This is a genomic window from Biformimicrobium ophioploci (assembly GCF_030270605.1).
Taxonomy (GTDB): Bacteria; Pseudomonadota; Gammaproteobacteria; order Pseudomonadales; family Cellvibrionaceae; genus Biformimicrobium; species Biformimicrobium ophioploci.
On the sequence record NZ_BSYJ01000001.1, the window covers coordinates 39,263 to 63,405 of the forward strand.

The 24,143-nt window shown below is 61.1% G+C and carries 21 protein-coding genes; 12 read left to right on the forward strand and 9 right to left on the reverse strand.

All coding sequences use genetic code 11. The features are described 5' to 3' along the window. Nucleotides 1–4: 4 nt before the first annotated feature. A complete protein-coding gene (gene purD / locus QSJ80_RS00185) occupies nt 5–1,288 on the forward strand; it encodes a phosphoribosylamine--glycine ligase (protein WP_285762245.1) in 1,284 nt (427 codons plus the stop codon). Between the two features lie 41 nt (nt 1,289–1,329). Further along, nucleotides 1,330–1,974, forward strand: a complete 645-nt coding sequence (gene coq7, locus QSJ80_RS00190; protein WP_285762246.1) for a 2-polyprenyl-3-methyl-6-methoxy-1,4-benzoquinone monooxygenase — start codon at nt 1,330–1,332, stop codon at nt 1,972–1,974. A gap of 126 nt (nt 1,975–2,100) precedes the next feature. Here the strand turns inward: coq7 and QSJ80_RS00195 are convergent, their stop codons facing one another. Continuing rightward, nucleotides 2,101–2,508 carry an OsmC family protein gene (locus tag QSJ80_RS00195; protein ID WP_285762247.1) on the reverse strand — a complete coding sequence of 136 codons (408 nt, stop codon included), beginning with the start codon at nt 2,506–2,508 and terminating at the stop codon, nt 2,101–2,103. 297 nt (nt 2,509–2,805) lie between these two features. Here QSJ80_RS00195 and crp point away from each other — a divergent pair, with 297 nt between their 5' ends. Beyond that, nucleotides 2,806–3,402, forward strand: a complete 597-nt coding sequence (crp, locus tag QSJ80_RS00200; RefSeq protein ID WP_434219157.1) for a cAMP-activated global transcriptional regulator CRP — start codon at nt 2,806–2,808, stop codon at nt 3,400–3,402. 326 nt (nt 3,403–3,728) lie between these two features. Here the strand turns inward: crp and trpC are convergent, their stop codons facing one another. The 7 genes from trpC to QSJ80_RS00235 all read right to left on the reverse strand — a co-directional run bounded on the left by trpC (nt 3,729) and on the right by QSJ80_RS00235 (nt 10,484). Next, nucleotides 3,729–4,523 (reverse strand): indole-3-glycerol phosphate synthase TrpC, encoded by a 795-nt coding sequence (gene trpC, locus QSJ80_RS00205; protein ID WP_285762249.1) that lies wholly within the window; start codon nt 4,521–4,523, stop codon nt 3,729–3,731. A 31-nt stretch (nt 4,524–4,554) separates the two neighbouring features. After that, the gene (trpD, locus tag QSJ80_RS00210; RefSeq protein ID WP_285762250.1) at nt 4,555–5,595 is read right to left on the reverse strand and encodes an anthranilate phosphoribosyltransferase; all 1,041 of its coding nucleotides are present in this window, start codon (nt 5,593–5,595) and stop codon (nt 4,555–4,557) included. Nucleotides 5,596–5,638: 43 nt separating this feature from the next. Beyond that, a complete protein-coding gene (locus QSJ80_RS00215; RefSeq protein WP_285762251.1) occupies nt 5,639–6,217 on the reverse strand; it encodes an anthranilate synthase component II in 579 nt (192 codons plus the stop codon). Further along, nucleotides 6,214–7,731, reverse strand: a complete 1,518-nt coding sequence (gene trpE, locus QSJ80_RS00220; protein WP_285762252.1) for an anthranilate synthase component I — start codon at nt 7,729–7,731, stop codon at nt 6,214–6,216. Before trpE ends, QSJ80_RS00215 begins: the two co-directional genes overlap by 4 nt. Before the next feature lie 243 nt (nt 7,732–7,974). Further along, nucleotides 7,975–8,643: a ribulose-phosphate 3-epimerase gene (rpe, locus tag QSJ80_RS00225; protein ID WP_285762253.1), complete on the reverse strand. Its 669-nt coding sequence runs from the start codon at nt 8,641–8,643 to the stop codon at nt 7,975–7,977. Nucleotides 8,644–8,712: 69 nt separating this feature from the next. Beyond that, complete coding sequence (gene murU, locus QSJ80_RS00230) at nt 8,713–9,402, reverse strand: N-acetylmuramate alpha-1-phosphate uridylyltransferase MurU (protein ID WP_352175988.1); 690 nt, start codon at nt 9,400–9,402, stop codon at nt 8,713–8,715. Continuing rightward, nucleotides 9,399–10,484 (reverse strand): aminoglycoside phosphotransferase family protein, encoded by a 1,086-nt coding sequence (locus QSJ80_RS00235; protein WP_285762254.1) that lies wholly within the window; start codon nt 10,482–10,484, stop codon nt 9,399–9,401. The genes murU and QSJ80_RS00235 overlap by 4 nt, the downstream gene beginning before the upstream one ends. A 289-nt stretch (nt 10,485–10,773) precedes the next feature. Here QSJ80_RS00235 and QSJ80_RS00240 point away from each other — a divergent pair, with 289 nt between their 5' ends. Genes QSJ80_RS00240 through QSJ80_RS00265 form a run of 6 tightly spaced genes read left to right on the forward strand, consistent with a single transcriptional unit; the run spans nt 10,774 to nt 17,838 of the window. Then, entirely contained in the window at nt 10,774–13,422 is a 2,649-nt protein-coding gene (locus QSJ80_RS00240) for an LPS-assembly protein LptD (RefSeq protein WP_285762255.1), read from the forward strand. 8 nt (nt 13,423–13,430) lie between these two features. After that, nucleotides 13,431–14,786 carry a peptidylprolyl isomerase gene (locus tag QSJ80_RS00245; RefSeq protein WP_285762256.1) on the forward strand — a complete coding sequence of 452 codons (1,356 nt, stop codon included), beginning with the start codon at nt 13,431–13,433 and terminating at the stop codon, nt 14,784–14,786. After that, a complete protein-coding gene (gene pdxA, locus QSJ80_RS00250) occupies nt 14,783–15,757 on the forward strand; it encodes a 4-hydroxythreonine-4-phosphate dehydrogenase PdxA (RefSeq protein ID WP_285762257.1) in 975 nt (324 codons plus the stop codon). Before QSJ80_RS00245 ends, pdxA begins: the two co-directional genes overlap by 4 nt. Before the next feature lie 33 nt (nt 15,758–15,790). Then, nucleotides 15,791–16,627, forward strand: coding sequence for a 16S rRNA (adenine(1518)-N(6)/adenine(1519)-N(6))-dimethyltransferase RsmA (gene rsmA / locus QSJ80_RS00255; RefSeq protein ID WP_285762258.1), 837 nt, complete (start codon nt 15,791–15,793; stop codon nt 16,625–16,627). Then, nucleotides 16,624–17,010, forward strand: a complete 387-nt coding sequence (gene apaG / locus QSJ80_RS00260; RefSeq protein ID WP_285762259.1) for a Co2+/Mg2+ efflux protein ApaG — start codon at nt 16,624–16,626, stop codon at nt 17,008–17,010. Before rsmA ends, apaG begins: the two co-directional genes overlap by 4 nt. A 9-nt stretch (nt 17,011–17,019) precedes the next feature. Beyond that, nucleotides 17,020–17,838 (forward strand): symmetrical bis(5'-nucleosyl)-tetraphosphatase, encoded by an 819-nt coding sequence (locus tag QSJ80_RS00265; protein WP_285762260.1) that lies wholly within the window; start codon nt 17,020–17,022, stop codon nt 17,836–17,838. Nucleotides 17,839–17,865: 27 nt separating this feature from the next. Here the strand turns inward: QSJ80_RS00265 and galE are convergent, their stop codons facing one another. Continuing rightward, nucleotides 17,866–18,897 (reverse strand): UDP-glucose 4-epimerase GalE, encoded by a 1,032-nt coding sequence (gene galE / locus QSJ80_RS00270; protein ID WP_285762261.1) that lies wholly within the window; start codon nt 18,895–18,897, stop codon nt 17,866–17,868. A 398-nt stretch (nt 18,898–19,295) separates the two neighbouring features. Here galE and QSJ80_RS00275 point away from each other — a divergent pair, with 398 nt between their 5' ends. Genes QSJ80_RS00275 through QSJ80_RS00285 form a run of 3 tightly spaced genes read left to right on the forward strand, consistent with a single transcriptional unit; the run spans nt 19,296 to nt 24,119 of the window. Further along, nucleotides 19,296–21,218 (forward strand): PrkA family serine protein kinase, encoded by a 1,923-nt coding sequence (locus QSJ80_RS00275; RefSeq protein WP_285762262.1) that lies wholly within the window; start codon nt 19,296–19,298, stop codon nt 21,216–21,218. 49 nt (nt 21,219–21,267) lie between these two features. Further along, nucleotides 21,268–22,548 (forward strand): YeaH/YhbH family protein, encoded by a 1,281-nt coding sequence (locus QSJ80_RS00280; protein ID WP_285762263.1) that lies wholly within the window; start codon nt 21,268–21,270, stop codon nt 22,546–22,548. Beyond that, nucleotides 22,545–24,119: a SpoVR family protein gene (locus QSJ80_RS00285; protein ID WP_285762264.1), complete on the forward strand. Its 1,575-nt coding sequence runs from the start codon at nt 22,545–22,547 to the stop codon at nt 24,117–24,119. The genes QSJ80_RS00280 and QSJ80_RS00285 overlap by 4 nt, the downstream gene beginning before the upstream one ends. Nucleotides 24,120–24,143: the final 24 nt, after the last annotated feature.

Here is a 24,143-nt window from a genome sequence, read left to right on the forward strand (position 1 = left end):
GACAATGAATATTCTGGTGATTGGCTCCGGTGGCCGCGAACACGCACTGGCCTGGAAGGCAGCGCAGGGTAAGGATGTCGAGAAGGTTTTCGTGGCGCCGGGCAATGCCGGCACCGCGCTGGAGGACAAGCTGGAAAACGTCGCCATCGGTGTGGGCAACTTCGAGGCGCTGGCGGACTTCGCCGAGCAAAACGACGTGGCACTGACCATCGTCGGCCCCGAAGCACCACTGGTGGATGGCATCGTCGACTTCTTCAACGCCCGCGGCCTGGCCTGCTTTGGCCCGAGCAAGGGCGCGGCGCAACTGGAAGGCTCCAAGGCCTTCACCAAGGATTTCCTCGCCCGTCACGACATCCCAACCGCAGCCTACGGCAACTTCACCGAAGTGGAGCCGGCACTGGAGTTCGTCCACAAGATGGGCGCCCCCATCGTGATCAAGGCCGACGGTCTTGCAGCGGGCAAGGGCGTGATTGTGGCGGAATCTGTGCAGCAGGCAGAGATGGCCGTGCGCGACATGCTGTCCGGCAATGCTTTCGGCGATGCCGGCTGCCGCGTGGTGGTGGAAGAGTTCCTCGAAGGTGAGGAAGCCAGCTTTATCGTTATGGTCGATGGCGAGAACATCCTGCCGATGGCCACCAGCCAGGACCACAAACGTGTGGGCGACGGCGATACCGGCCCCAACACCGGCGGCATGGGTGCCTACTCGCCGGCACCGGTGGTCACTGACAGCGTATTCCGGCGCATCATGGCCGAAGTGATCGAGCCCACCGTCAAGGGTATGGCAGCCGAGGGCAACGATTACACCGGCTTCCTCTACGCCGGACTGATGATCACCCTGGACGGCACCCCCAAGGTCATTGAATATAACTGCCGCTTCGGCGACCCGGAAACCCAGCCGATCATGATGCGCCTGCAGTCCGACCTGGTGGCACTGTGCCAGGCGGCGCTGGAAAAACGCCTCGACCAGGCCAGCGCAGAATGGGATTCCCGCCCTGCGCTGGGCGTGGTACTCGCCGCAGGCGGCTACCCGGGCAGCTACCGCAAGGGCGATGCCATCAGCGGCCTCGACGCCGAAACCGGCAGCGATGCCAAGGTGTTCCACGCTGGTACGGCCCTGGACGGTGAGCGAGTGGTCACCAACGGCGGCCGCGTACTCTGCGCCACCGCACTGGGTAACAGCATCAGCGAGGCGCAGCAGGGCGCCTACGAGGCCGCCAAGCGCATCCACTGGGACGGCGTGTTCTGGCGCTCTGACATCGGTTACCGGGCAGTCGCGCGCGAATCCTGAGCCGGATTGCGGCGCGCGGCGCGGCGGAGTAAATTTGTGGTATGAGTGAAAGAAACCTGAGCGGCATTGACCGTTTGATCCTGGGCGCAGACCGCGCCCTGCGCACCCTCAGTACGCGGGCCACCAGCAGCACCCGGCCGTCTCCGGCCAATGCGGAGCCGCACGCCGAGCTGGACAACGCCGAGCGCCGCCATGCCGCGGGCCTGATGCGCGTCAACCACTCCGGTGAGGTTTGCGCCCAGGCGCTGTACCAGGGCCAGGCACTGACTGCCAAGCTGCCCGAAGTGCGCGAAGAGATGGAACACGCTGCGGAAGAGGAAGTGGACCACCTCGCCTGGTGTGAACAGCGCCTGCGCGACCTCGACAGCCGCCCGAGCCTGCTCAACCCGCTGTGGTACGGCCTGTCCTTCGGCATCGGAGCGGTAGCTGGCAAGGTCAGCGACCGCATGAGCCTGGGCTTTGTAGCCGCCACGGAAGAGCAGGTGTGCAAGCACCTGGAGAGTCACCTGCAGAGCCTGCCGGAACAGGACCAGAAGAGTCGTGCCGTTGTGGAACAGATGCTGGTGGATGAGGCCAGGCACGCGCACACTGCGCTGGAGGCCGGTGGGCACCGCTTCCCGGCGCCGGTGAAGGGCGTCATGACCCTTGTGTCCAAGGCGATGACCAAGAGCAGTTACAAAATCTAACGTGAACGTAAGGGGTCAGAGCTTCTGCTCTGCCCCAATAATCGACCCGAGGGGTCAGATCGCTGGCTCTGACCCCAGCAATCGACCTGAGGGGTCAGAGCTTGCGCTCTGACCCCACTTATCAATTCAAATCTCTTCGATGCGGTAGCCGTGGGTAATCTCCACACCCGCATTACCGAGCATGATGGAAGCGGAACAGTATTTCTCCGCCGACAGCTCCACCGCCCGCGCCACCTGGGTCTCCTTGATATTGCGGCCGGTGACCACGAACTCCAGGTGAATCTTCTCAAACGGTGACGGCACGGTATCGGGGCGCTCCGCGGTCAGTTCACAACGACAGCCGATCACATCCTGACGCGCCTTCTGCAGGATGGACACCACGTCCACTGAAGAGCAACCGCCAACACCCAGCAGGATCATCTCCATCGGGCCGACGGCATTCTTCTTCTCGCCGGCTTCCATCACCACCGCGTTGCCGCTGGGAGACTCGCCCACAAACATTTCACCATTTACCCAGGTTACGGTTGCCTTCATTGATTGTGCCTCCAAAGCAACGGTCAAAATCGAGGTGCGCAAGCTTAACACAGGCGGCAATTGACCCGGGCGCTCTAGCCCGTTAGCCTGCTTGTTTCGCCTTCGTTGCGGGGCACCACCCCGGGCTGGGCGCGATTGAAACAGTGGTACAAGTCACACAATCAGCGATTGGTGGGCGGGGCCCCTTTTGAGACGCGGTTTTTACCGCCATAATTTGCACTAAACGGGATTTCCGTACCGATAATAATAAGGAGCAGGTCCGTGGTTGATGCGACCCACCCCTCATTGCAGAGCAAGATGGAAGATTTTCTTGGCCACTGCCACCGGCGCCGCTATCCGGCGAAGAGCACGATCATCTATGCCGGCGATCGCTGCGAATCCCTCTACTTCATCGTGCGCGGCTCCGTCACCGTCCTGATCGAGGACGACGAAGGTCGCGAAATGATCATCGCCTACCTCAACGATGGCGACTTCTTCGGCGAGATGGGCCTGTTCGAACAGGACACCCGCAGTGCCTGGGTGCGGACCAAGACTGAATGTGAAGTCGCAGAGATTTCCTACACCAAGTTCCTGGAACTCACCAAGCAACAGCCCGAATTCCTGTTCGCCCTGGCCACCCAGATGGCCCATCGCCTGCGCAGCACTACCCGCAAGGTGGGTGACCTGGCGTTCCTCGATGTGACCGGTCGCGTTGCACGCACCCTGCTGGACCTATGCCACGAGCCCGATGCCATGACCCATCCGGACGGCATGCAGATCAAGATCACCCGCCAGGAAATCGGCCGTATCGTCGGCTGTTCGCGCGAGATGGTGGGGCGGGTACTCAAGACCCTCGAGGAACAGGGCCTGGTATCCGTAAAAGGCAAGACAATGGTGGTCTACGGCACCCGGTAGTTAGAAAGGAGCCGCGCCTTTTGCACTGTGACGGTGTCGGCTCCGTCCTCGGTCGGTCATGTATTACCCATACACTCCCTCCCTGTGGGCGGGGCCTCCTTGTCACAGAGCAAAAATCATCGACTCCTAGGTTCTTTGAGGTAGGCGATCGCCCCCTTCTAGCCGCTAATCACGATCGGTGAACTATCAAAAATAGTCGTGGGAGGCAGCGGGGGCAATTTTCAAAACATTTGCCGAAAGGCGACGTGGTTATCGCTTGAGAGGCGCCGTCAGGCAGTTTTGAAAATTGCCACCGCTGCCCGGAAACTAGCAACTGGCGAATTAGATCAGTGGAACATTTCCAGCAGGCGTCGGCCCGGCTCCTGCTCACGCATAAACGCCTCCCCCACCAGAAACGCATTCACATCGTGGCCACGCATGGCCGCCACATCGTCAACCGTATGGATGCCGGACTCCGTAACCACGATCCGGTCTGACGGAATCTGCTCCAGCATGGAAAAAGTCGTATCCAGCTGCACCTCAAAAGTGTGCAGGTTGCGGTTATTGATCCCGATCAGGCGATTGCCCAACGGCAACGCGCGCTGCAGCTCCTCCGCATTGTGCACCTCCACCAGCACATCCAGGCCCAACTCAGTCGCAAGGGCGTTCAGCGATTGCATCTGCGCATCGTCGAGGCAGGCCGCGATCAGCAGGATGGCATCTGCCCCCAGTGCGCGCGCCTCATACACCTGGTATGGATCCACGGTGAAATCCTTGCGCAGTACCGGCAGCCTGACCGCCGCGCGGGCATCCTGCAGGTATTTGTCCGCACCCTGGAAAAAATCCACATCGGTCAGCACCGACAGGCAGGCTGCACCACCCTTTTCATAGCTCATGGCGATTTCCGCGGGAAGAAAGTCCTCGCGAATCACACCCTTGCTCGGGGAGGCCTTCTTGATCTCGGCGATCACAGCCGCCTCACCAGCATTGATGCTGCGCTCGATGGCGGCCACAAAACCACGGCAGGCTGGTGCACTCAGCGCCCGCTCGCGCACTTCCGCCAGCGGTGCCGTTGCCTGGCGTTCACGCACTTCCTCGTGCTTGCGCGCCACAATTTTTTGCAGGATGGTTGGAATCGTCATAACTGCACCGGCCTCCCCTTGCCGGAATTCTTTATTCACAAACGCTGAAACACTCGGTAAACGCCGCCAGCTCGCGGATTTTTTCGCCGCCCAGGCCGCTGGCAATCGCGTCTTGCGCCATCACCACACCCTGCTGCAGGCTGTCTGCAATACCGCAGACGTAGATGGCGGCACCGGCATTCAGCGCGATCATGTCCGCAGCGCGGCTGGCGTTAGGCCCGCGCTGCTTGCCGAGCGCGTCCTGGATCAGTGCCAGCGACTCTTCGGCAGTGTCCACTTCCAGGCCGGCCAGCGCGGCGGACTCGATGCCCAGTGTTTCCGGCGTGATAGTGTATTCATTGAGCGCACCGTCCTTCAGCTCCACCACATGCGTGGGCGCGGCCAGGCTGATCTCATCGAGGCCATCTTCACTGTGCACCACCATGGCGTGTTCGGAGCCGAAGCGCTGCAGCACCTCCGCCAGCAGACGGCAATAGGCCTTGTCGTATACCCCGATCACCTGGCGGCGTACACCGGCCGGGTTGGTCAGCGGGCCAAGCAGGTTGAAGATGGTGCGCATCCCCAGCGCCTTGCGCGGGCCGATCGCATGGCGCATGGCACTGTGGTAGGCGGGTGCAAAGATAAAGCCCACACCGAGTTCATCGACACAGCGCGCGACCTGTTCGCTATCCAGTGACAGGTTGACCCCGGCAGCCTCGAGTACATCGGCGGCGCCACTGCTGGAAGACACAGACCGGTTGCCATGCTTGGCGACGCGCCCGCCGGCGGCGGCAATCACAAAGCTGGAAGCGGTGGATACATTGAACAGGTTGGCGCCGTCACCGCCGGTACCTACGATATCGACGGTGTTCTCGAGGTTGATATGGATCGGGGTCGCGAGGCGGCGCATCACCGCAGCGGCACCGGCAATTTCATCGGCGTTCTCGCCGAGCATGCGCAGTGCCACCAGCAAACCGCCGATCTGCGCCTCCTGTGCTTCGCCCTGCATGATGGTGGTCATTACCGCTTCCATCTCGGCGGCACCCAGGTGCTGTCCCGAAACCAGTTTCGCAATTGCCTTCTGTATATCCATGGTATTGCCCCTTAGATCCTTGTTGTCGCGGAAGGCTTGAACCTTAGCTCTCCAGGAAGTTTCTCAGTAATTCATGGCCGTGCTGGGTCAGGATGGATTCCGGGTGGAACTGCACCCCCTCGATCGGCAGCGTCTTGTGGCGCATGCCCATGATTTCATCCACCTGCCCGTCTTCAGTCTGCGTCCAGGCGGTAACCTCGAGACAGTCCGGCAGACTGTCCTTCTCCACCACCAGCGAATGATAGCGGGTGGCCTCGAACGGGTTGGAAAGGTCACGGAACACGCCTTCGCCGGCGTGATAGATCGGCGACACCTTGCCGTGCATTACCTGGCGGGCACGCAACACCTCGCCACCGAAAACCTGGCCGATACTCTGGTGACCCAGGCAGATACCGAGGATCGGCACCAGCCCGCCGAACTTGCGGATCACCTCCATGGAGATACCCGCCTCATTCGGGGTACACGGCCCCGGCGAGATGACGATTCTTTCCGGGTCCATCGCGCTGATCTCATCAACGGTAATGGCATCGTTGCGGCGCACTTCCACCTGCGCGCCCAGTTCCGCCAGGTACTGCACCACGTTCCAGGTAAAGGAATCGTAGTTGTCGATCATCAGGATCACTGGACTTCCCCCTGCTCTGTCTGCGCCTGCGCCGCACCCTGTACTGGCGCCGAGGCAATGGCCGCAGCGCGGAAAACGGCGCGGGCCTTGTTCATGGTTTCCTTCCACTCGAGTTTTGGCACAGAGTCGGCCACAACCCCTGCCCCGGCCTGCACATAGATACGGCCGTTCTTCAGCACCGCGGTGCGAATGGCAATGGCCGTGTCCATATTGCCATTCCAGGCCAGGTAACCGACGGCACCGCCATAGATGCCGCGCTTTTCCGGCTCCAGACTGTCGATGATTTCCATCGCCCGGATCTTTGGCGCACCGGAAAGAGTGCCCGCCGGCAGGGCCGCGCGCAGTACATCCATTGCCTTGAGCCCGTCGAGCAGGTCACCGCTGACATTGGAGGTGATATGCATTACATGCGAGTAACGCTCCACCACCATCTTCTCAGTCAGGCGCACACTGCCGGTCTGTGCAATGCGGCCAACATCATTGCGACCCAGGTCGATCAGCATCAGGTGCTCGGCAATTTCCTTCGGGTCAGCCAGCAATTCCTGCTCCAGCGCCCTGTCCTCGGCCTCGCTGCGCCCGCGCCGGCGGGTACCGGCGATCGGCCGCACTGTGACCTCACCATCCTCGAGACGGGCGAGGATTTCCGGGCTGGAGCCCACCACCTGGTGATCCCCCAGGTCGAGGAAATACATATAGGGCGAAGGATTGAGGCTGCGCAGCGCGCGATACAGGTTCAGCGGCTCGGCTTCAAACGGTGCGGACAGGCGTTGCGAGAGCACCACCTGCATGGTATCGCCACTGAGTACGTATTCCTTGATATCCCCTACCGCAGCCTGGAACGCCTGCTCGCCGTAATGGGATTCAAACTCGGTCTCGCACAGGCCCTCAGGTTCCAGCCCCAGCGGCGCTACAGACGGTAAAGGGTCAGCCAGTGATGCCACCAGCGCGTCCAGGCGCTGCTCGCCCTTCTGCAGCGCATCCGCTTCGGACGGATCAACGTGCACCACCAGGATCAGCTTGCCGGCCAGGTTGTCGAACACCAGCAGTTCATCGCTGACCATCAGCAGGATATCGGGGCAGTCCAGTTTGTCCGGCGGGGTGCCGGCGCGCAGGCGCGGCTCGACATAGCGCACGCAGTCGTAGCCGAAATAACCCACCAGGCCTCCGTTGAAACGGGGCAGGTTTTCGAGCTCGGCCACCCGGTAACGCTGGCGAAACGCTTCGACAAATTCGAGCGGGTCCTCGCAGTGGTGCTGTTCAACCACCTGGCCATCCTGCTCGACGGTCACATTACTGCCCCGGGCGCGCAGAAGCGTGCGCGCGGGCAGGCCGATAATGGAGTAACGTCCCCATTTCTCCCCGCCCTGGACGGATTCCAGCAGGTAGCTGTATGGGCCGCGCGCCAGTTTCAGGTAGCTGGAGAGCGGGGTATCGAAGTCGGCGAGTACCTCGCGCACCAGGGGAATGCGGTTAAAGTTTTCCGCGGCGAGGCGGGCAAATTGTTCTGGCTTCATGGGTGCAACAAATTCCGTGTTCGAGCCGTCGTCCTGACGGTCTTGCTAGTGACTCCCGTTTACGGGCTGAGCGACAAAAACGGACTAGCGACGCCATCGCCAGACGGCGATCGCGGAGGGCAGGCAAGCTGTGTGAAGTGAAGTAGCCAATGCAGTTCTCCCTGGCAGGCCGCTAGTGTACAAAATCAGCGCAGCCGTGCCTACTGCCGGAATAACCAGTGCCAGGAGAGGCGGTGGCGGCTGCTACACAGCGGCCAGTTCCTTACGCATTTCGGCGATCACCGCGGTGTAATCGTCCGCGTTGAAGATCGCGGAGCCCGCGACGAAGGCGTCTGCACCGGCCTGGGCGATTTCGCGGATGTTCTTCGCAGAGACACCGCCGTCGATCTCGAGGCGAATGTCGCGGCCGCTGGCATCGATCAGGGCGCGTGCCTCACGGAGCTTATCGAGGGTGGCAGGGATAAAGGACTGGCCACCGAAACCCGGGTTGACCGACATCAGCAGGATCATATCGAGGCGATCGAGCACATATTTCACCGAATCGAGGCCCGTGGCCGGGTTCAGCACCAGGCCAGCCTTGCAACCCAGGCTCTCGATCAGCTGCAGCGAACGGTCGATATGCCGTGAGGCTTCCGGGTGGAAAGTAATATAGGTAGCGCCCGCATCGGCAAACATGCGGATCATGTCATCCACCGGCTCCACCATCAGGTGCACATCGATCGGCGCGGTGACGCCGTGATTGCGCAGCGCCTTGCACACCATCGGGCCAATGGTGAGGTTCGGCACATAGTGGTTGTCCATCACGTCGAAGTGCACCCAGTCTGCACCCGCAGCCAGCACGGCGTCGACTTCCTCACCCAGTCGGGCAAAATTGGCGGAAAGGATGGAGGGGGCAATCTTGTAGTCGGCCATGCGGGTTTCCTGTGGGGATACGCGAGGTATCGGAAATGGATTGGATCCGGCGGATCGTTGCGTTGGCGGCTATTCTACCGAATCCTGGCGCAGGCGCGCATCCAGCGCGGCCAGGCGCTCGGGGGTGCCCACATCGCACCAGTCGCCATTGAAGAGTTCCGCCTGCATGCGGTCTTCCTCGTGCGCAAACACTTCCGCCAACCCGAAACTCGCCCGGACTTTGGGATACCCGGCAATGGTTTGCGGGCGAAGCCAGCTAATGCCTGAAAACGTGAAGCGTGGTTTTGCAGTGCCCGACAGCAGGCCCCGCTCGATACCAAAATCCCCTTCCGGGTTGAACGGCGGGTTATTGACCATCAGCAGGCGCCCCGGGCACCCCTCCGGTAGCGGTCGCGCAATCCAGTCGCGGAAATCGAAGTCGCACCAGACGTCGCTGTTGACCACAAAAAACGGGGCATCGCCGAGCATTGGCAGGGCGCGCATAATGCCGCCAGCGGTTTCCAGCGGTACACCTTCGCGCGAATAGTGGATCTCAAGGCCAAAGCGGCTGCCATCACCGAGGCATTCCTCAATCTGGCGACCCAGGTGCGCCAGGTTGATCACCACCTTGCGCACACCGGCAGCAGCGAGGCGCCCGAGGGTGTGCTCGATCAGAGGCTTGCCCGCCACCTTGAGCAGCGGTTTGGGCGTGTGTTCCGTAAGCGGCAGCATGCGTTTGCCCAATCCCGCTGCCAGAACCATGGCAACCGGTGCACTCACGCAGCATCCCCCGCACGGCCTGCCACACCGGCGGTGCGCCAGTCGCGATACCAGGACTGGCTCTCGGCAGCGGGCACCAGGGTATCGCGGAACCAGCGGGCAAAGTCGGCAAATTCGTCGTAGGCTTCCGCCACTTCGAGCGTGTAGCGCATTACCAGCGGCAAGTCGCGCAGGTAGCCCGGTTTGCCGTCGCGCAGCCACAGGCGTGAGAAGATTCCCAGCACCTTGAGGTGGCGCTGCATACCCATCCAGTCGAACCAGCGCAGGAACTGCTCACGGGTCACTTCCGGCATGATGTCGGTGGAGATCGCCATGTCGGCATAGGTCAGCGCCCAGTGCTCGACCTGTTCGCGCGGCCAGCGCACATAACAGTCGCGCAGCAGGCCTGCCAGGTCATAGGTCACCGGGCCCCATACCGCATCCTGGAAATCCACGATCCCGGGGCGATGCGCCTCGCGGATCATGATATTGCGGCTGTGGTAGTCGCGATGCACCATCACCGTCGGCTGCTCCAGCGCCGAGGCCAGCAACTTTTCTGTTACCGCATCGAGTATCGCAACCGCGGCATCGTCCAGCTGCACTCCCAGCATGGATTCGCAGAACCAGGGCCGGAACAGGCCTATCTCGGTGGCGAGCTTTTCCCGGTCATAGGGTTGTAGCAGCGTTTCACAGCGCGGCACCTGCTGCAGGCACAACAGCTCACTCAGCGCCTCGGCATAAAGTGACTGCGCACTGTCTTCATCGAGCAGGGTAAAGAGCTGGTCGTCGCCCAGGTCCTCAAGCAGCATGAAGCCCTGCTCGATGTCTGCGGCGACAACCTGCGGCGTGTGGATGCCATAGCGGCGCAGGTAATCGGCAAGTGCAACGAAACGCGCGTTGTTCTCGGTGGACGGCGGCGCATCCACGGCGATCAGCGTGGGATCCGTATTGCAGCGGTAATAGCGGCGAAAGCCCGCGTCACCTGGGAGGGGCACCACCTGCAGCCTGTCTGCGCAATCGGCGCCACAATGCGCCTTCAACGCGCGCCGCGCCCATTCACTTAATTGTTGCAGTCGCTCACCCATCCGCTGACTGAAATCCATTGCTTGCAAAAAAGGGGGCAGATTGTAACCGCAAATAAGCCTCGATTGGCAGTAGCGACAATTCCAAGTATCTGGTCATTGCAGTAGAATCGGCGTTTCCTAGACAGATTGCCGAATCGGCGTCCCTTATTAATTGGTAGTTAGCAGTCCGACAACTGGTCGTTTAGTGGTTTCCAGAAGGATCGAATACCCGCCCACCAGGGTGAGCCGGTAACTGACGCGCCAAATCCCCACCGGATAACAGAAGATAGTCTAGACAGCCCTAGAGATTGCGAGAATAAGAGATTCAATGCCGGACGCATTCAAGCGGCACACGCTGGCCGCCGCCATCAGCACCAAACCGCGCCTGCGCGGCTTTTCGCTGGCGACAGCCCTGGGGATCTGTACGCTGACTGCACCTGCGTTCGCACAGACCGTTACCCCTGAGACCGCTGCGAGCAATTGTAGTTGTAATAACGAGCCTGGCACCGCCATTCCCGAGCTGGACTGGCGCCCGCTGCAGACCCTGACCCCGGAAGAACTGGCGCGCGTCCGAACCAACTGCTGCGGCGCCTACGTGCCACCCCCCATGGATTACCCGGATGCGGAGCTCCCCCCGGAGGAGGCGGCGCTGCGTGCCCGCGCGCAGGAGTCCCAGTGGTTACCGGACGGGTCCGCAGAACTCAAGGGTGACGTGCACATCACCCAGGGCTTCCGCTCGGTCAAGGCCGACAAGGTCATAGTCAATCGCGAGACCAGCACCGCGCGCATGCACGGCAATATCGAGGTGCGCGAACCGGGCCTGCTGCTGCGCGGTTCGGAGGCCGAGTTCCACACCGACAGCGCGGCCGGTGCCGTGGTGGACGCCAGCTACGTGATTCACCCCACCCATGTGCACGGTGACGCCAAACTGGTGGCACGCGAGGCCAATGGCGAGCTGATCCTCGAGGAAGGCAGCTATACCGTGTGCGAGCCCGGCCATGTCAGCTGGCGCATGATCGGTGGCGAGATTGTCATCGATAATGTGGAGCGCCAGGGCGTCGCGCGCGATATGCGCCTCGAGATCGCCGATGTGCCGGTGCTCTACCTGCCCTATATGCGCTTCCCGGTCGGTGACGCACGCCTGTCGGGCCTGCTGTTCCCATCCATCAGCGTCAACACCGAGAACGGCCTCGACCTGACCGTTCCCTACTACTTCAACATCGCACCACAGATGGATGCCACCCTGGCACCGCGCTATGTAGAAAAACGCGGCACCGGCCTGGAAGCGGAGTTCCGCCACCTGAACCAGTGGGTAAGCACCGAGGTCCGCGGCGCCTTCCTCGGCAGTGACAAGGGTGGCGACAACGAAGACCGCGACCGGCTGGTGGATGCCGGCGTACCGGAAAGCGCCATTTTCCCCACCAAGGGCCAGGATCGCTGGCTGCTGGACATACTGCAGCGCGGCGCGGCGGGGCCCTGGCGCACCACCATTGCCTATACCGAAGTCAGTGACCCCGACTATTTCCGGGACCTGGATGCGCGCAGCCTGTCCGTCAATGCGGAAACCCAGGTTTCGCAAATGGCACAGGTGCAATACGGCGGCGAAAACTGGATCAGCACCCTGCGCCTGCAGGAATACCAGATGCTCACCCGTGACAAGTTCGACCCGCTGTCGCAGCTGCCGCGGCTCGAGATCGACGGCCTGTACCAGTGGGACGATATCTCGCTGCAGCTGGACCACGAATTTGTCAGCTGGGGCGGCGACAGCAGCCAGTCCATCGAATATATCGCCGGGCTCAACACCCCTTCCATAGAGCCCAGTGTGCGCAGCGTCACCAGGAACTTCGTGCTGGGCAACCGCCACCGGCTGGATTACCGGCTGGGCCTCGACAAGGAATGGGTCTGGGGTTTCCTGCGCCCGGCCCTGCACGGCCGCTACCTGGGCTACGACCTGGACGAGCAATACCTGCTGCCGGAACAGAGCGGCACCCCCACGGCGGGCGCGGCGCAGTTCACCCTGGATACCGGGCTGTTCTTTGAGCGGCCGGGCAGCCTGCTGGGCAGTGAATATATCCAGACTTTCGAGCCTCGCCTGTTCCTGTTTGCCTCGACCGACGCAGACCAGAGCGATTTCTTCGATGTGGCCGACATCAACGGCGACCTGCCGGGCGGCCTCACCGACCTGGACTTCGACACCAACGAGTTCACCTTCGGCTACAACCAGCTGTTCCGCGAGAACATCTTTTCCGGTGGTGACCGTATCGAGGACGGCGCACGCATTTCCATCGGCGCCACCACCCGCTTTATCGATGACGCCAGCGGCCGTGAGGTGCTCGCCGCGAGTATCGGCCAGATCTATTACCTCGAGGACCGCCGCTACCTGCGCGATCGTAACTTCCTCACCCCGGAAGACGAGGATTTCGAGGACGATTCCTCCTCCGAGATCGCCGCGCTGGTGGAAGGACGCCTCACCGACAAGCTGCGCCTCGGCACCGAGGTGACCTATGCCAACGATACCGGCATGGTCAACCGCGGCAATGTCACCCTGCGCTACTATGACGCCCAGCAGCGCATTGCCAATATCAGCTATCGCTACCTGCGCGACGAGGAGCGTTTCGATTTCGATGGCAATCTGGTGGGCGGGCCGGTCAAGCAGCTGGACGCCTCGCTGGTGTGGCCGACCCTGATGAACACCTCCGTCATCGGGCGGGTAAACTACGACCTTACTTTCAAACGGGAACTCGAGTACATTGCCGGACTCGAATACAACAGCTGCTGTTATAGGGCACGGCTGGTATGGCGGCGCTCGCTGGATAATGACCTGGCGGGCTTCATTGCCGACGAGGACCTGAGATTCGACGAGGGCATTTACCTTGAGCTGCAACTCAAGGGCCTTGGCGGGCTCGGCACCAGCGTCAGCGGTATGCTGGGCGACGGCATCGCCAACTTCGAACAACGAGAATTACTGACACAATGAGAATGAACATGCGTAAGAGCGTTTGGTTACGCAGGGGCCTGCTGCCGCTGCTGGCCGTGTTGCTGCCACTGGCGGTACAGGCACAGGTGCAGAAACTTGACCGGGTAGTGGCCGTTGTGGATGACGATGTGGTCATGGCAACCGAACTGGAACAGCGCATGCGCACGGTTACCAACCAGATCCGCTCACAGAATGTACAGGCACCGCCACTGCCGGTGCTGCGCCGCCAGGTGCTGGAGCAACTGATCGTCGAGCGCCTGCAGTTGCAGATTGCCGCACGCGCCGGGGTCACCATCTCCGAGGCAGAACTGGACCAGGCCATCGAGCGCTTCCGCCAGGGCAGCAATGTCACGCCAGAGCAATTCGCTGCCAAGCTGGCCGAGGACGGCATCAGCATGTCGTCTTTCCGCGAGCAGATTCGCCAGGAACTGCTGATCAACCGCGTGGAGCGCGGCAGCGTCAATCGCCGTATCCAGATCTCCGACCAGGAAATCGACAACTTCCTGCGTTCCAAGGAGGGCGAATTCTGGAAGTCGCCGACCCTCGAGCTGGGCCACATCCTGATCTCGGTCAGCTCCAGCGCGCCGGCAGAAGAGGCCAGCGAGGCGGAAGCCAAGGCACAGAAAATCTATGACGACGTGGTGGGCGGAGCCGATTTCCGGCGCCAGGCCATTGCCAATTCCAGCGGCCAGAACGCCCTGCAGGGCGGTGACCTTGGCTGGCGCAAGACTGCAGAGCTGCCAACCCTGTTCGCCGACGCCCTGGAAGGCCTGAAAGTCGGTGAGGTTACCAAGCCCTTCCGAAGTGATGCCGGCTATCACCTGCTCAAGATTCACGACCAGCGCGGTGCCACCGAACAGGTGGTGCAGCAGACCAAGGTGCGCCATATCCTGATCAAGCCGTCCGAAGTGATGAGTGACGACGACGCCTACAACAAGCTCATCGAATTCCGCGAAAAGCTGCAAAAAGGCGAGGCCGATTTTGCCGAGCTGGCGCGTGAGCATTCCGAAGACATTGGCACCATGCTGCAGGGCGGTGACCTGGGCTGGTCCACGCCGGGACAGTTTGTGCCGGAGTTCGAGCAGACCATGGGCCAGACCCCGGTAGGCGAGATCGCGCTGCCATTCCGCAGCCAGTTTGGCTGGCACCTGCTCGAGGTCATGGATCGTCGCGACCAGGACATGACGGAACAATATATCCGCAACCAGGCGGCCAACCTGCTGCGCAGCCGTCGCTACGAAGAAGAAGTACAGAACTGGCGCCGCGAAATTCGCGACGAGGCCTACATCGACATCAAGGTGCCGGAGCTACGTCCGGACTTTGAGGAAGAGCAGGAAGCGGCGCAGGATGACGCCACCGAATGATCCCGCGCATCGCCATTACCCCCGGTGAACCCGGGGGCATAGGCCCCGAGCTGCTGGTGCAGCTCGCACAACAGGGCCACCGCGCACAGCTGGTGGCCATCGCAGATCCCGCCCTCCTCGCCGATACCGCGCAGCGCTTGCAGCTGCCGCTGGCCATCTCCAAATTCAGCACCGAAAGCCGCAAACCGCAGGCGCCAGCCAGCATCCAGGTACTGCCGGTAAGACTCCAGAACCCGGCAACCCCCGGCCGCCTCGACCCCGACAATGCCCGCTACGTGCTGGACACGCTGAAAGCGGCCGCCGACGGCTGCCTCGATGACACCTTCGATGCAGTGGTCACAGGCCCTGTGCACAAGGGTGTGATCAACGATGCCGGTATCCGGTTCAGCGGCCACACCGAATTTTTCGCCGAGGTCGCCGGGGTCGACAAGGTGGTGATGATGCTGGCCGCCGACGACCTGCGGGTAGCCCTGGTGACGACGCACCTGCCACTGGCAGAGGTGAGTCCGGCCATTACACCCGCAAACCTGACACGCACACTGGAAATCGTCGACAGCGCCATGCACCGTCAGTTCGGGATCGAAAAGCCTCGCATCAGCGTGTGCGGGCTCAATCCCCACGCCGGGGAGGGTGGCCATATGGGGCGCGAGGAGATAGAGATTATCGAGCCGGTGATGGCGCTGCTGCGCAAGCGCGGCATGGACCTGACCGGCCCGCTGCCTGCAGATACCCTGTTTACCCCGCCGCGGCTGGCAGACGCCGACGCGGTGATCGCCATGTACCATGACCAGGGCCTGCCGGTGTTAAAATTCAAGGGATTCGGCCGCGCGGTGAACATCACCCTTGGCCTACCCTTTATCCGCACCTCGGTGGACCATGGCACAGCCCTCGACCTGGCCGGCAGCGGACGCGCCGACTGCGGCAGCTTCCGCGCAGCACTGGCACAGGCCATCAGCATGGCCGCGCGCTGATCGCGGCGATTGGTAACTTGACTGAAGAATACAATGGATAATTTTTTCCAGCACAAGGCCCGCAAGCGCTTCGGCCAGAACTTCCTCGTTGACGAGAACATCATCGAGAGCATCGTGCGCGCCATCAACCCGCAGGCCGACGACAACCTGGTCGAGATCGGCCCGGGCCAGGGTGCCATCACCTCCCTGCTGATCCGCGACTGCCCCTCGCTGAAGGTGATCGAGCTGGACCGGGACCTGATCCCGATGCTCGAATTCAAGTTTCGCGAATACGAGCAGTTTCAGATCATAGAGCACGACGCGCTCAAGTTTGATTTTGACAAGCTGACAGACAGGGGGGCGTTGCGTATCGTTGGCAACCTGCCCTACAACATCTCCACACCACTGCTGTTCCACCTACTGTCGTACCACGACAAGGTACGCGACATGCATTTTATGTTGCAGAAGGAAGTGGTTGACCGCCTCGGCGCGGTACCCGGCGACAAGGCCTATGGCCGCCTGAGTGTGATGGTGCAGTACTGGTGCCGTGTACAGGCACTGTTCCCGGTGCCGGCGCACGCATTCCGGCCGGCGCCCAAAGTGGTTTCCGCCATTGTGCGGCTGGTTCCCTATAAAGAACTGCCCTGCCCCGCCCGCGATGAAAAGCTGCTTAGCCAGGTGGTCAACAGCGCGTTCCAGCAACGGCGCAAGACCCTGCGCAACGCGCTCAAGACTCATCTGGGCGACACACCGCTGGATGACTTCCCGGTGGACCTGGGGCGGCGCCCGGAGACCCTGTCAGTGGCCGAGTACGTGTCCATCAGCAACTGGCTGTGTGATGGCGGACGTGGCGCAGAAAGCGGCAGTAACGATGCGGGGGAGCAGGCGTGAGCGAACAACAGTTCTCGGACAGCATCCGGGTAGAGGCGAAGGCCACCTACCTGCCGCACGAATCCGTGCCGGACCAGCAGCGGTTTGTGTTTTCCTATGACATCGCAATCACCAACCGCGGCGAAACCCGTGCGCAGCTACTGTCGCGCTACTGGCTGATCACCGATGCGGAACAGCGTCACCAGGAGGTCCGCGGCGAGGGCGTGATCGGCCAGCAGCCGCTGCTGGCGCCCGGGGAAACCTACAACTACCAGAGCTTCGTGGTGCTCGAAACCCAGACCGGCACCATGGAGGGCAGCTACCAGTTCCGGGATGTGGAAGGCCACCTGTTCGATGCGGAAATTCCGCGCTTCGCGCTGGTACCGCCATTCGCGCTGCACTAGGGGGAAGGTTTGGCAACCTACGCCATCGGGGATATTCAGGGCTGCCTGGCGCCGCTACAGCAATTGCTGACCAAGGTGCGTTTCAACCCGGACTGCGACCAGCTATGGCTGGCCGGGGATCTGGTGAGCCGTGGCCCGGAGAGCCTCGAGACCCTCCGTTTCCTGTACCGGCACCGGGACAACATCCGCGCGGTGCAGGGCAACCACGACCTGCATTTGCTGGCGCTGGCCTATGGCCGCGCGCCCACCCGGGGCGACGCCGACCTGCAGGAGATTGTCGAAGCCAGTGATGGCGACCACCTGCTGGAATGGCTGCAGTCCCTGCCACTGATTCACTGCGAGCGGGGCTATGCGCTGGTTCACGCCGGCATCCCGCCAATCTGGAGCCTCGAGCAGGCGCAGGCACTCGCCGCGGAGGTTGGCGAGGCACTCTCCGCCGAGGCTTCCGCGCGCAGTTTCTTCAGCCACATGTATGGCGACCTGCCGGACATCTGGAGCGACGACCTGAGCGGCCCCTCAAGACTCCGGGTCATCACCAACTACCTGACCCGCATGCGCCTGTGCACGGCGGACGGTCGCCTGGACCTGAAAACCAAGCGCGGTCCCGAAGCCGCCCACGGCGACTTCCAACCCTGGTTCAGTTTCAGTGAGCGCAAGACCCGCAACGACAAGATTATTTTTGGCCACTGGGCCGCACTGGAAGGCAAGGCCGATGCCGCCAATGTGTTCGCACTGGACACCGGCTGTGTATGGGGCGGCCACCTGACCGCGCTGCGCCTGGAAGACGAGCATCTGGAGTGTGCTGACTGCTCGATGCTGATGGACTAGCGCCGGGGCCGGACAGCCGGCTGGCGATCATTCGTCGCCGGCGTAACCTTCCGGATTGCCGGACTGCCAGCGCCAGGTGTCCTCGATCATCCGCTCAATACCAAACTCGGCGCGCCAGCCAAGCTCTCGCTCCGCACGACTGGCATCCGCATAACAGGCCGCAATATCACCCGGTCGCCGCGGTGCGATCCGGTAGGGGATCTCGCGCCCGCTGATGCGCGCAAATGCCTGCACGATTTCCAGCACCGAGTTGCCGTTGCCGGTACCCAGGTTATAGGTAAAACAGCCCGCAGCGGTTGCCGGGTCCAGCAGCTTCTGCAGCGCCTTGACGTGCCCCCGGGCCAGGTCCACCACGTGGATATAGTCGCGCACGCCGGTGCCGTCCACCGTGTCGTAGTCGTCGCCAAAGATACTCAGCTGCTCGAGCCTGCCCACCGCCACCTGGGCGACATATGGCAGCAGGTTATTGGGGATATCGCGCGGGTCCTCTCCGATGGTGCCGCTTTCATGAGCGCCGATCGGGTTGAAATAGCGCAACAGGGAAACCTGCAACGCACTGCCCGGCGCCTTGCAGCAGTCGCGCAGGATTTCTTCCACCATCAGTTTGCTGGCACCGTAAGGATTGGTGGCACCGGTGGCGAAATCCTCGGTGATGGGCACGGTGACCGGGTCGCCGTACACGGTGGCGGAAGAGCTGAAAATCAGGCGTTTGACGCCATGCTCGGCCATGACGTCACACAGCGTCAGGGTGCCCTCGACATTGTTCTGGTAGTAGCGCAGCGGCTGCTGCACCGATTCACCCACCGCCTTGTGGCCCGCGAAATGGATCACTGCCTCGAACTGCCACTGGCCGAAAATTTCCTGCAGGGCGGCGCGGTCGCGGATATCCGCATCAATAAACGGGATTTCCCGGCCAATGATCTTTTCCACCCGTTGCAGCGCGGCACGCGAGCTGTTGCTGAGGTTGTCCACCACGACAACATCGAAACCCGCACTCACCAGCTCCACACAGGTGTGGGTGCCGATATAACCTGCGCCACCGGTAACCAGAACCGCCATAATCCAACTCACTTCATACAATTTGCGCGCCAATATAACAGCCACAGCGGCGAGGTAAAAGGCGACGATTTCGGCTTTTTCGTCGGGAAAACTGCCGCTTTTTTCATCGTGGCACCCCTCAAGCGTCGCGATATCTGACTATCCTGCTTAGTGAGAAGTCACAGAAAGTCCGTTTCCGTTTGCGGAAGGAAAATAATTTCCCACCGCTTATAAAAAATGCTCTGCGCGGAAAACGACCCATGGCCTGCGCGCCCCTGTTCACAGCTGTACCCGAGAACAAACCCGTGCCCCGGCCACAGTTCGCTACGCCCGTTTCCCGTGTGTACCGGCCACAAGCCGGCAGAGCCTGTCAGTAACCTGTCCGCCGCTGGATGCGCCAACAGGGAAAGGAGGTCAGCATGTCAATTTTCAATCACTACCTGGATCGTTATGAGGCCACCCAGCAGGAGGAAATGACCATCCAGGAATACCTGGATTTATGCAAGGCGGACCGCACCGCCTACGCCTCGGCCGCTGAGCGCATGCTCGCCGCAATCGGTGAGGCCGAGCTGGTCGACACGTCCCAGGACCCGCGCCTGTCGCGCATATTCTCCAACAAGGTGATCAAGCGCTACCGCGCGTTCAGCGAATTCTATGGCATGGAAGATGCCATCGAGCAAATCGTTTCCTTCTTCCGGCACGCGGCCCAGGGGCTCGAGGAGCGCAAGCAGATCCTGTACCTGCTCGGCCCGGTTGGCGGCGGCAAATCCTCGCTGGCCGAGCGCCTCAAGGTACTGATGGAGAAAATCCCGATCTACGCCATCAAGGGTTCTCCCCTATTCGAGTCCCCGCTCGGGCTGTTCGACCCCGAGGAGGACGGCGCGATCCTCGAGGAGGACTACGGCATACCGCGTCGTTACGTTGAAACCATCATGTCACCCTGGGCCACCAAGCGCCTGCACGAGTACAAGGGCGACATCAGCCAGTTTCGCGTGGTCAAGCTCTACCCGTCGGTGCTGGACCAGATTGCGGTATCCAAGACCGAACCGGGAGACGAAAACAACCAGGACATTTCCGCGCTGGTGGGCAAGGTGGACATCCGCAAGCTGGAGGACTTCCCCCAGAACGACCCGGATGCCTACAGCTTCTCAGGCGGCCTGTGCCGCGCCAACCAGGGCCTGATGGAATTCGTTGAGATGTTCAAGGCGCCGATCAAGGTACTGCATCCGCTGCTGACCGCCACCCAGGAACGCAACTACAACAGCACCGAAGGCCTCAGTGCCATTCCGTTCGAGGGCATTATCCTGGCCCACTCCAACGAATCCGAGTGGCAATCGTTCCGCAACAACAAGAACAATGAAGCCTTCCTGGACCGTATCTATATCGTCAAGGTGCCCTACTGTCTGCGGGTCACCGAAGAAGTGCGCATCTACGACAAGCTGCTGGAACACAGCTCCCTGAACCATGCGCCGTGCGCACCAGATACGCTCAAGATGCTGGCCCAATTCTCCGTCCTGTCGCGACTGAAGGAACCGGAAAACTCCAATCTGTTCTCGAAGATGCGCATCTACGATGGCGAGAACCTGAAGGACACGGACCCCAAGGCCAAGACAATTCAGGAGTACCGCGATAACGCCGGGGTCGACGAGGGCATGAACGGCCTTTCTACCCGCTTCGCATTCAAGATCCTGTCCAAGGTCTTCAATTTCGATCCCACCGAGGTTTCCGCCAACCCGGTGCACCTGCTGTACGTGCTAGAGCAGCAGATCGAACAGGAACAGTATCCACCGGAGCAGCGCGATCTCTATCTTTCCTTTATCAAGGAATACCTGGGGCCGCGCTACGTCGAGTTTATCGGCAAGGAAATCCAGACCGCTTACCTGGAGTCCTATGCGGAGTACGGTCAGAACCTGTTCGACCGCTATGTCACCTACGCTGACTTCTGGATCCAGGACCAGGAATACCGCGACCCTGAAACCGGCGAGATCCTGGACCGCAGCGCATTGAACGAGGAGCTGGAAAAAATCGAGAAACCCGCCGGTATCTCCAATCCGAAGGACTTCCGTAACGAGATCGTCAACTTTGTCCTGCGCGCACGCGCAAGCAATCAGGGCAAGAATCCGGATTGGCGCTCCTACGAAAAGCTGCGCGCGGTGATCGAACGCAAGATGTTCTCCAATACGGAAGACCTGCTGCCGGTGATCTCATTCAACACCAAGGCTTCGACGGACGACCAGCGCAAGCATGCCGACTTCGTGCAGCGCATGAAGGAACGCGGCTATACCGAAAAACAGGTGCGCCTGCTGTCCGAGTGGTACCTGCGTGTGCGCAAGTCGCAATAATTCATACTGCTGATGTGCCGTCCCGGCCGGGACGGCGCAGGAGATATCGATGAGCTACATAATCGATAGACGCCTGAACTCGAAGAAGAAGAGTACCGTCAACCGACAACGATTCCTGCGTCGCTATCGCGCCCATATCAAGAAGGCCGTGGGCAACGCAATGACGCAACGCTCCATTACGGACCTGAACAAGGGCGAGAAGATCGCCATTCCCACCCGCGACCTGAGCGAGCCGCAGTTCCACCATGGACAGGGCGGCGTGAATGATCGCGTACTACCGGGTAACAAGGAATTCGTGCAGGGGGACCGCATCCCGAGACCGGGCGGCGGCGCCGGCCAGGGCGGCGCTGGAAGTGGCGCCAGTGACCGCGGCGAGGGCATGGATGAGTTTGTTTTCCAGATCAGCCAGGAAGAATTCCTGAACTTCATGTTCGAGGGGCTCGAGCTGCCCAACATGGTCAAGCGCAAGCTGGCCGGCAACGATTCCTTCCACACTGTGCGCGCAGGTATCTCCGAGGAAGGCACCCCCGGGCGCCTGAACGTGGTGCGCTCCATGCGCGCCGCCAACGCGCGCCGGATTGCGCTGACCGCGAAAAAGCGACGCCATCTGAAAACACTGCTGGCACAACTTACGGAAGAGGAGCAGAAAGACCCCGCGCTGCGCGATCGCAACAAAATCCAGGCCCTGCAGGAAGAAGTTCGCGCGCTGCGCCAGCGCATCGAGCGGGTACCGTTCCTCGACGACTTCGACCTGAAGTACAACCTGCTGGTGCGCCAGCCAAGACCCAGCTCCAAGGCTGTGATGTTCTGCCTGATGGACGTGTCGGGCTCCATGAACCAGGCCACCAAGGATATGGCCAAGCGCTTTTTCCTGCTGCTGTACCTGTTTCTGCAGCGCAACTACGAGCGCACTGAAATCGTTTTTATTCGACACCACACCAGCGCCAAGGAAGTGGACGAGGAGGAATTTTTCTATTCCCGCGAAACCGGCGGAACCATCGTGTCCAGCGCGCTCAAGCTGATGCAGAAGGTCATGCAGGAGCGCTATCCATCGAGTGAATGGAACATTTACGGTGCCCAGGCCTCGGATGGCGACAACTGGAACGACGACTCCAGCACCTGCTACCAGCTGCTGGTAAACAACATCATGCCGGAGATGCAGTACTACTCCTACATAGAGATTACACCGCGTGACCACCAGGCACTCTGGCACGAATACGAAGGCGTGCAGTCATTGTTCCCGGATCATTTCGCCATGGAGCAGATCATTGACGTGGGCGATATCTACCCGGTGTTCCGCGAGCTGTTTTCAAAGAGGGTGACGTCATGATGGGGGGCAAGGTCCGGGAACAGGATAAACAACTGATTTCCACCGGTTCCGAGTGGACCTTTGAACTGATCCAGGAGTACGACCTCGCGATCAGTGAGATCGCTGCCGAGTTCGGCCTCGATACCTACCCCAACCAGATCGAGGTGATCAGCTCAGAGCAGATGATGGATGCCTACTCTTCCATCGGTATGCCGGTCGGCTACAACCACTGGTCGTTCGGCAAACAGTTCATCACGGTCGAGAACAACTACAAGCGCGGCCGCATGGGCCTCGCTTATGAGATCGTGATCAACTCCAACCCCTGCATCGCTTACCTCATGGAAGAAAACACCATGACGATGCAGGCACTGGTAATTGCCCACGCCTGCTACGGCCATAACTCTTTCTTCAAGGGCAATTACCTGTTCCGCACCTGGACAGATGCCAGCAGTATCATCGACTACCTGATTTTTGCCCGCAATTTCATCGGCCAGTGCGAGGAAAGGTACGGCCTGGAGGCGGTGGAGGAACTACTGGATTCCTGTCACGCGCTGATGAATTACGGCGTGGACCGCTACAAGCGGCCTTACCCGATTTCCGCGGAAGAAGAAGAGCGCCGCCAGAAGGAGCGCGAGGAGTACCGCCAGCGCCAGCTCAACGACCTGTGGCGGACAATTCCGAAGAGCGAGGCAGAGACCGGCGACGACGACGCCAGGCGCTTCCCGGAAGAACCGCATGAAAACATCCTGTACTTTATTGAAAAACATGCGCCGCTACTGGAAAACTGGCAGCGCGAAGTGATTCGCATAGTCCGGAAGCTGGCGCAGTATTTTTACCCGCAGCGCCAGACCCAGGTCATGAACGAGGGCTGGGCGACCTTCTGGCATTACACGCTGCTGAATGAATTGCATCAGCGCGGCCGCGTCAGCGACGGCTTCATGCTGGAATTCCTGCAAAGCCATACCAGTGTGATTTACCAACCGCCCTATGACAGCCCGCACTACGGTGGCATCAACCCCTACGCACTAGGCTTTGCGATGTACTCGGACCTGCGCCGCATCTGCGAATCCCCAACGGAGGAAGACCGCCACTGGTTCCCGGATATCGCCGGCAGTAACTGGGTGGATACGCTGCATTTCGCGATGCGGGATTTCAAGGATGAGAGCTTCATCCTGCAGTTCCTGTCACCCAAGGTCATGCGCGACCTGAAGCTGTTCAGCATTCGCGATGACGACCGGCAAAAGGAAATCGAGGTCACTGCAATTCACAATGAGGAGGGCTATCGCGCGGTGCGCGAGCAGCTGGCGGGCCAGTACAACCTGGGCAATCGCGAGCCAAACATCCAGGTGTATTCCGTCAACACCCGCGGCGATCGCTCGCTGACCCTGCATCACTTCCAGCACCAGCGACGGCCTCTCGGCGAGGATACCCAGGAGATCATGCGACACCTGCATCGCCTCTGGGGTTTCGATGTGCACCTGCACAGCGTCAACGACGGCGAGATCACCGCCAGTTTCCACTGCCCGGAGCCCGGCATGAAAGCGGTACACGGCCGGGACGACGACCCGATGCTGATTCCCGCACCGATCTGAGGCGGCACGGCCACACCAGCCCTG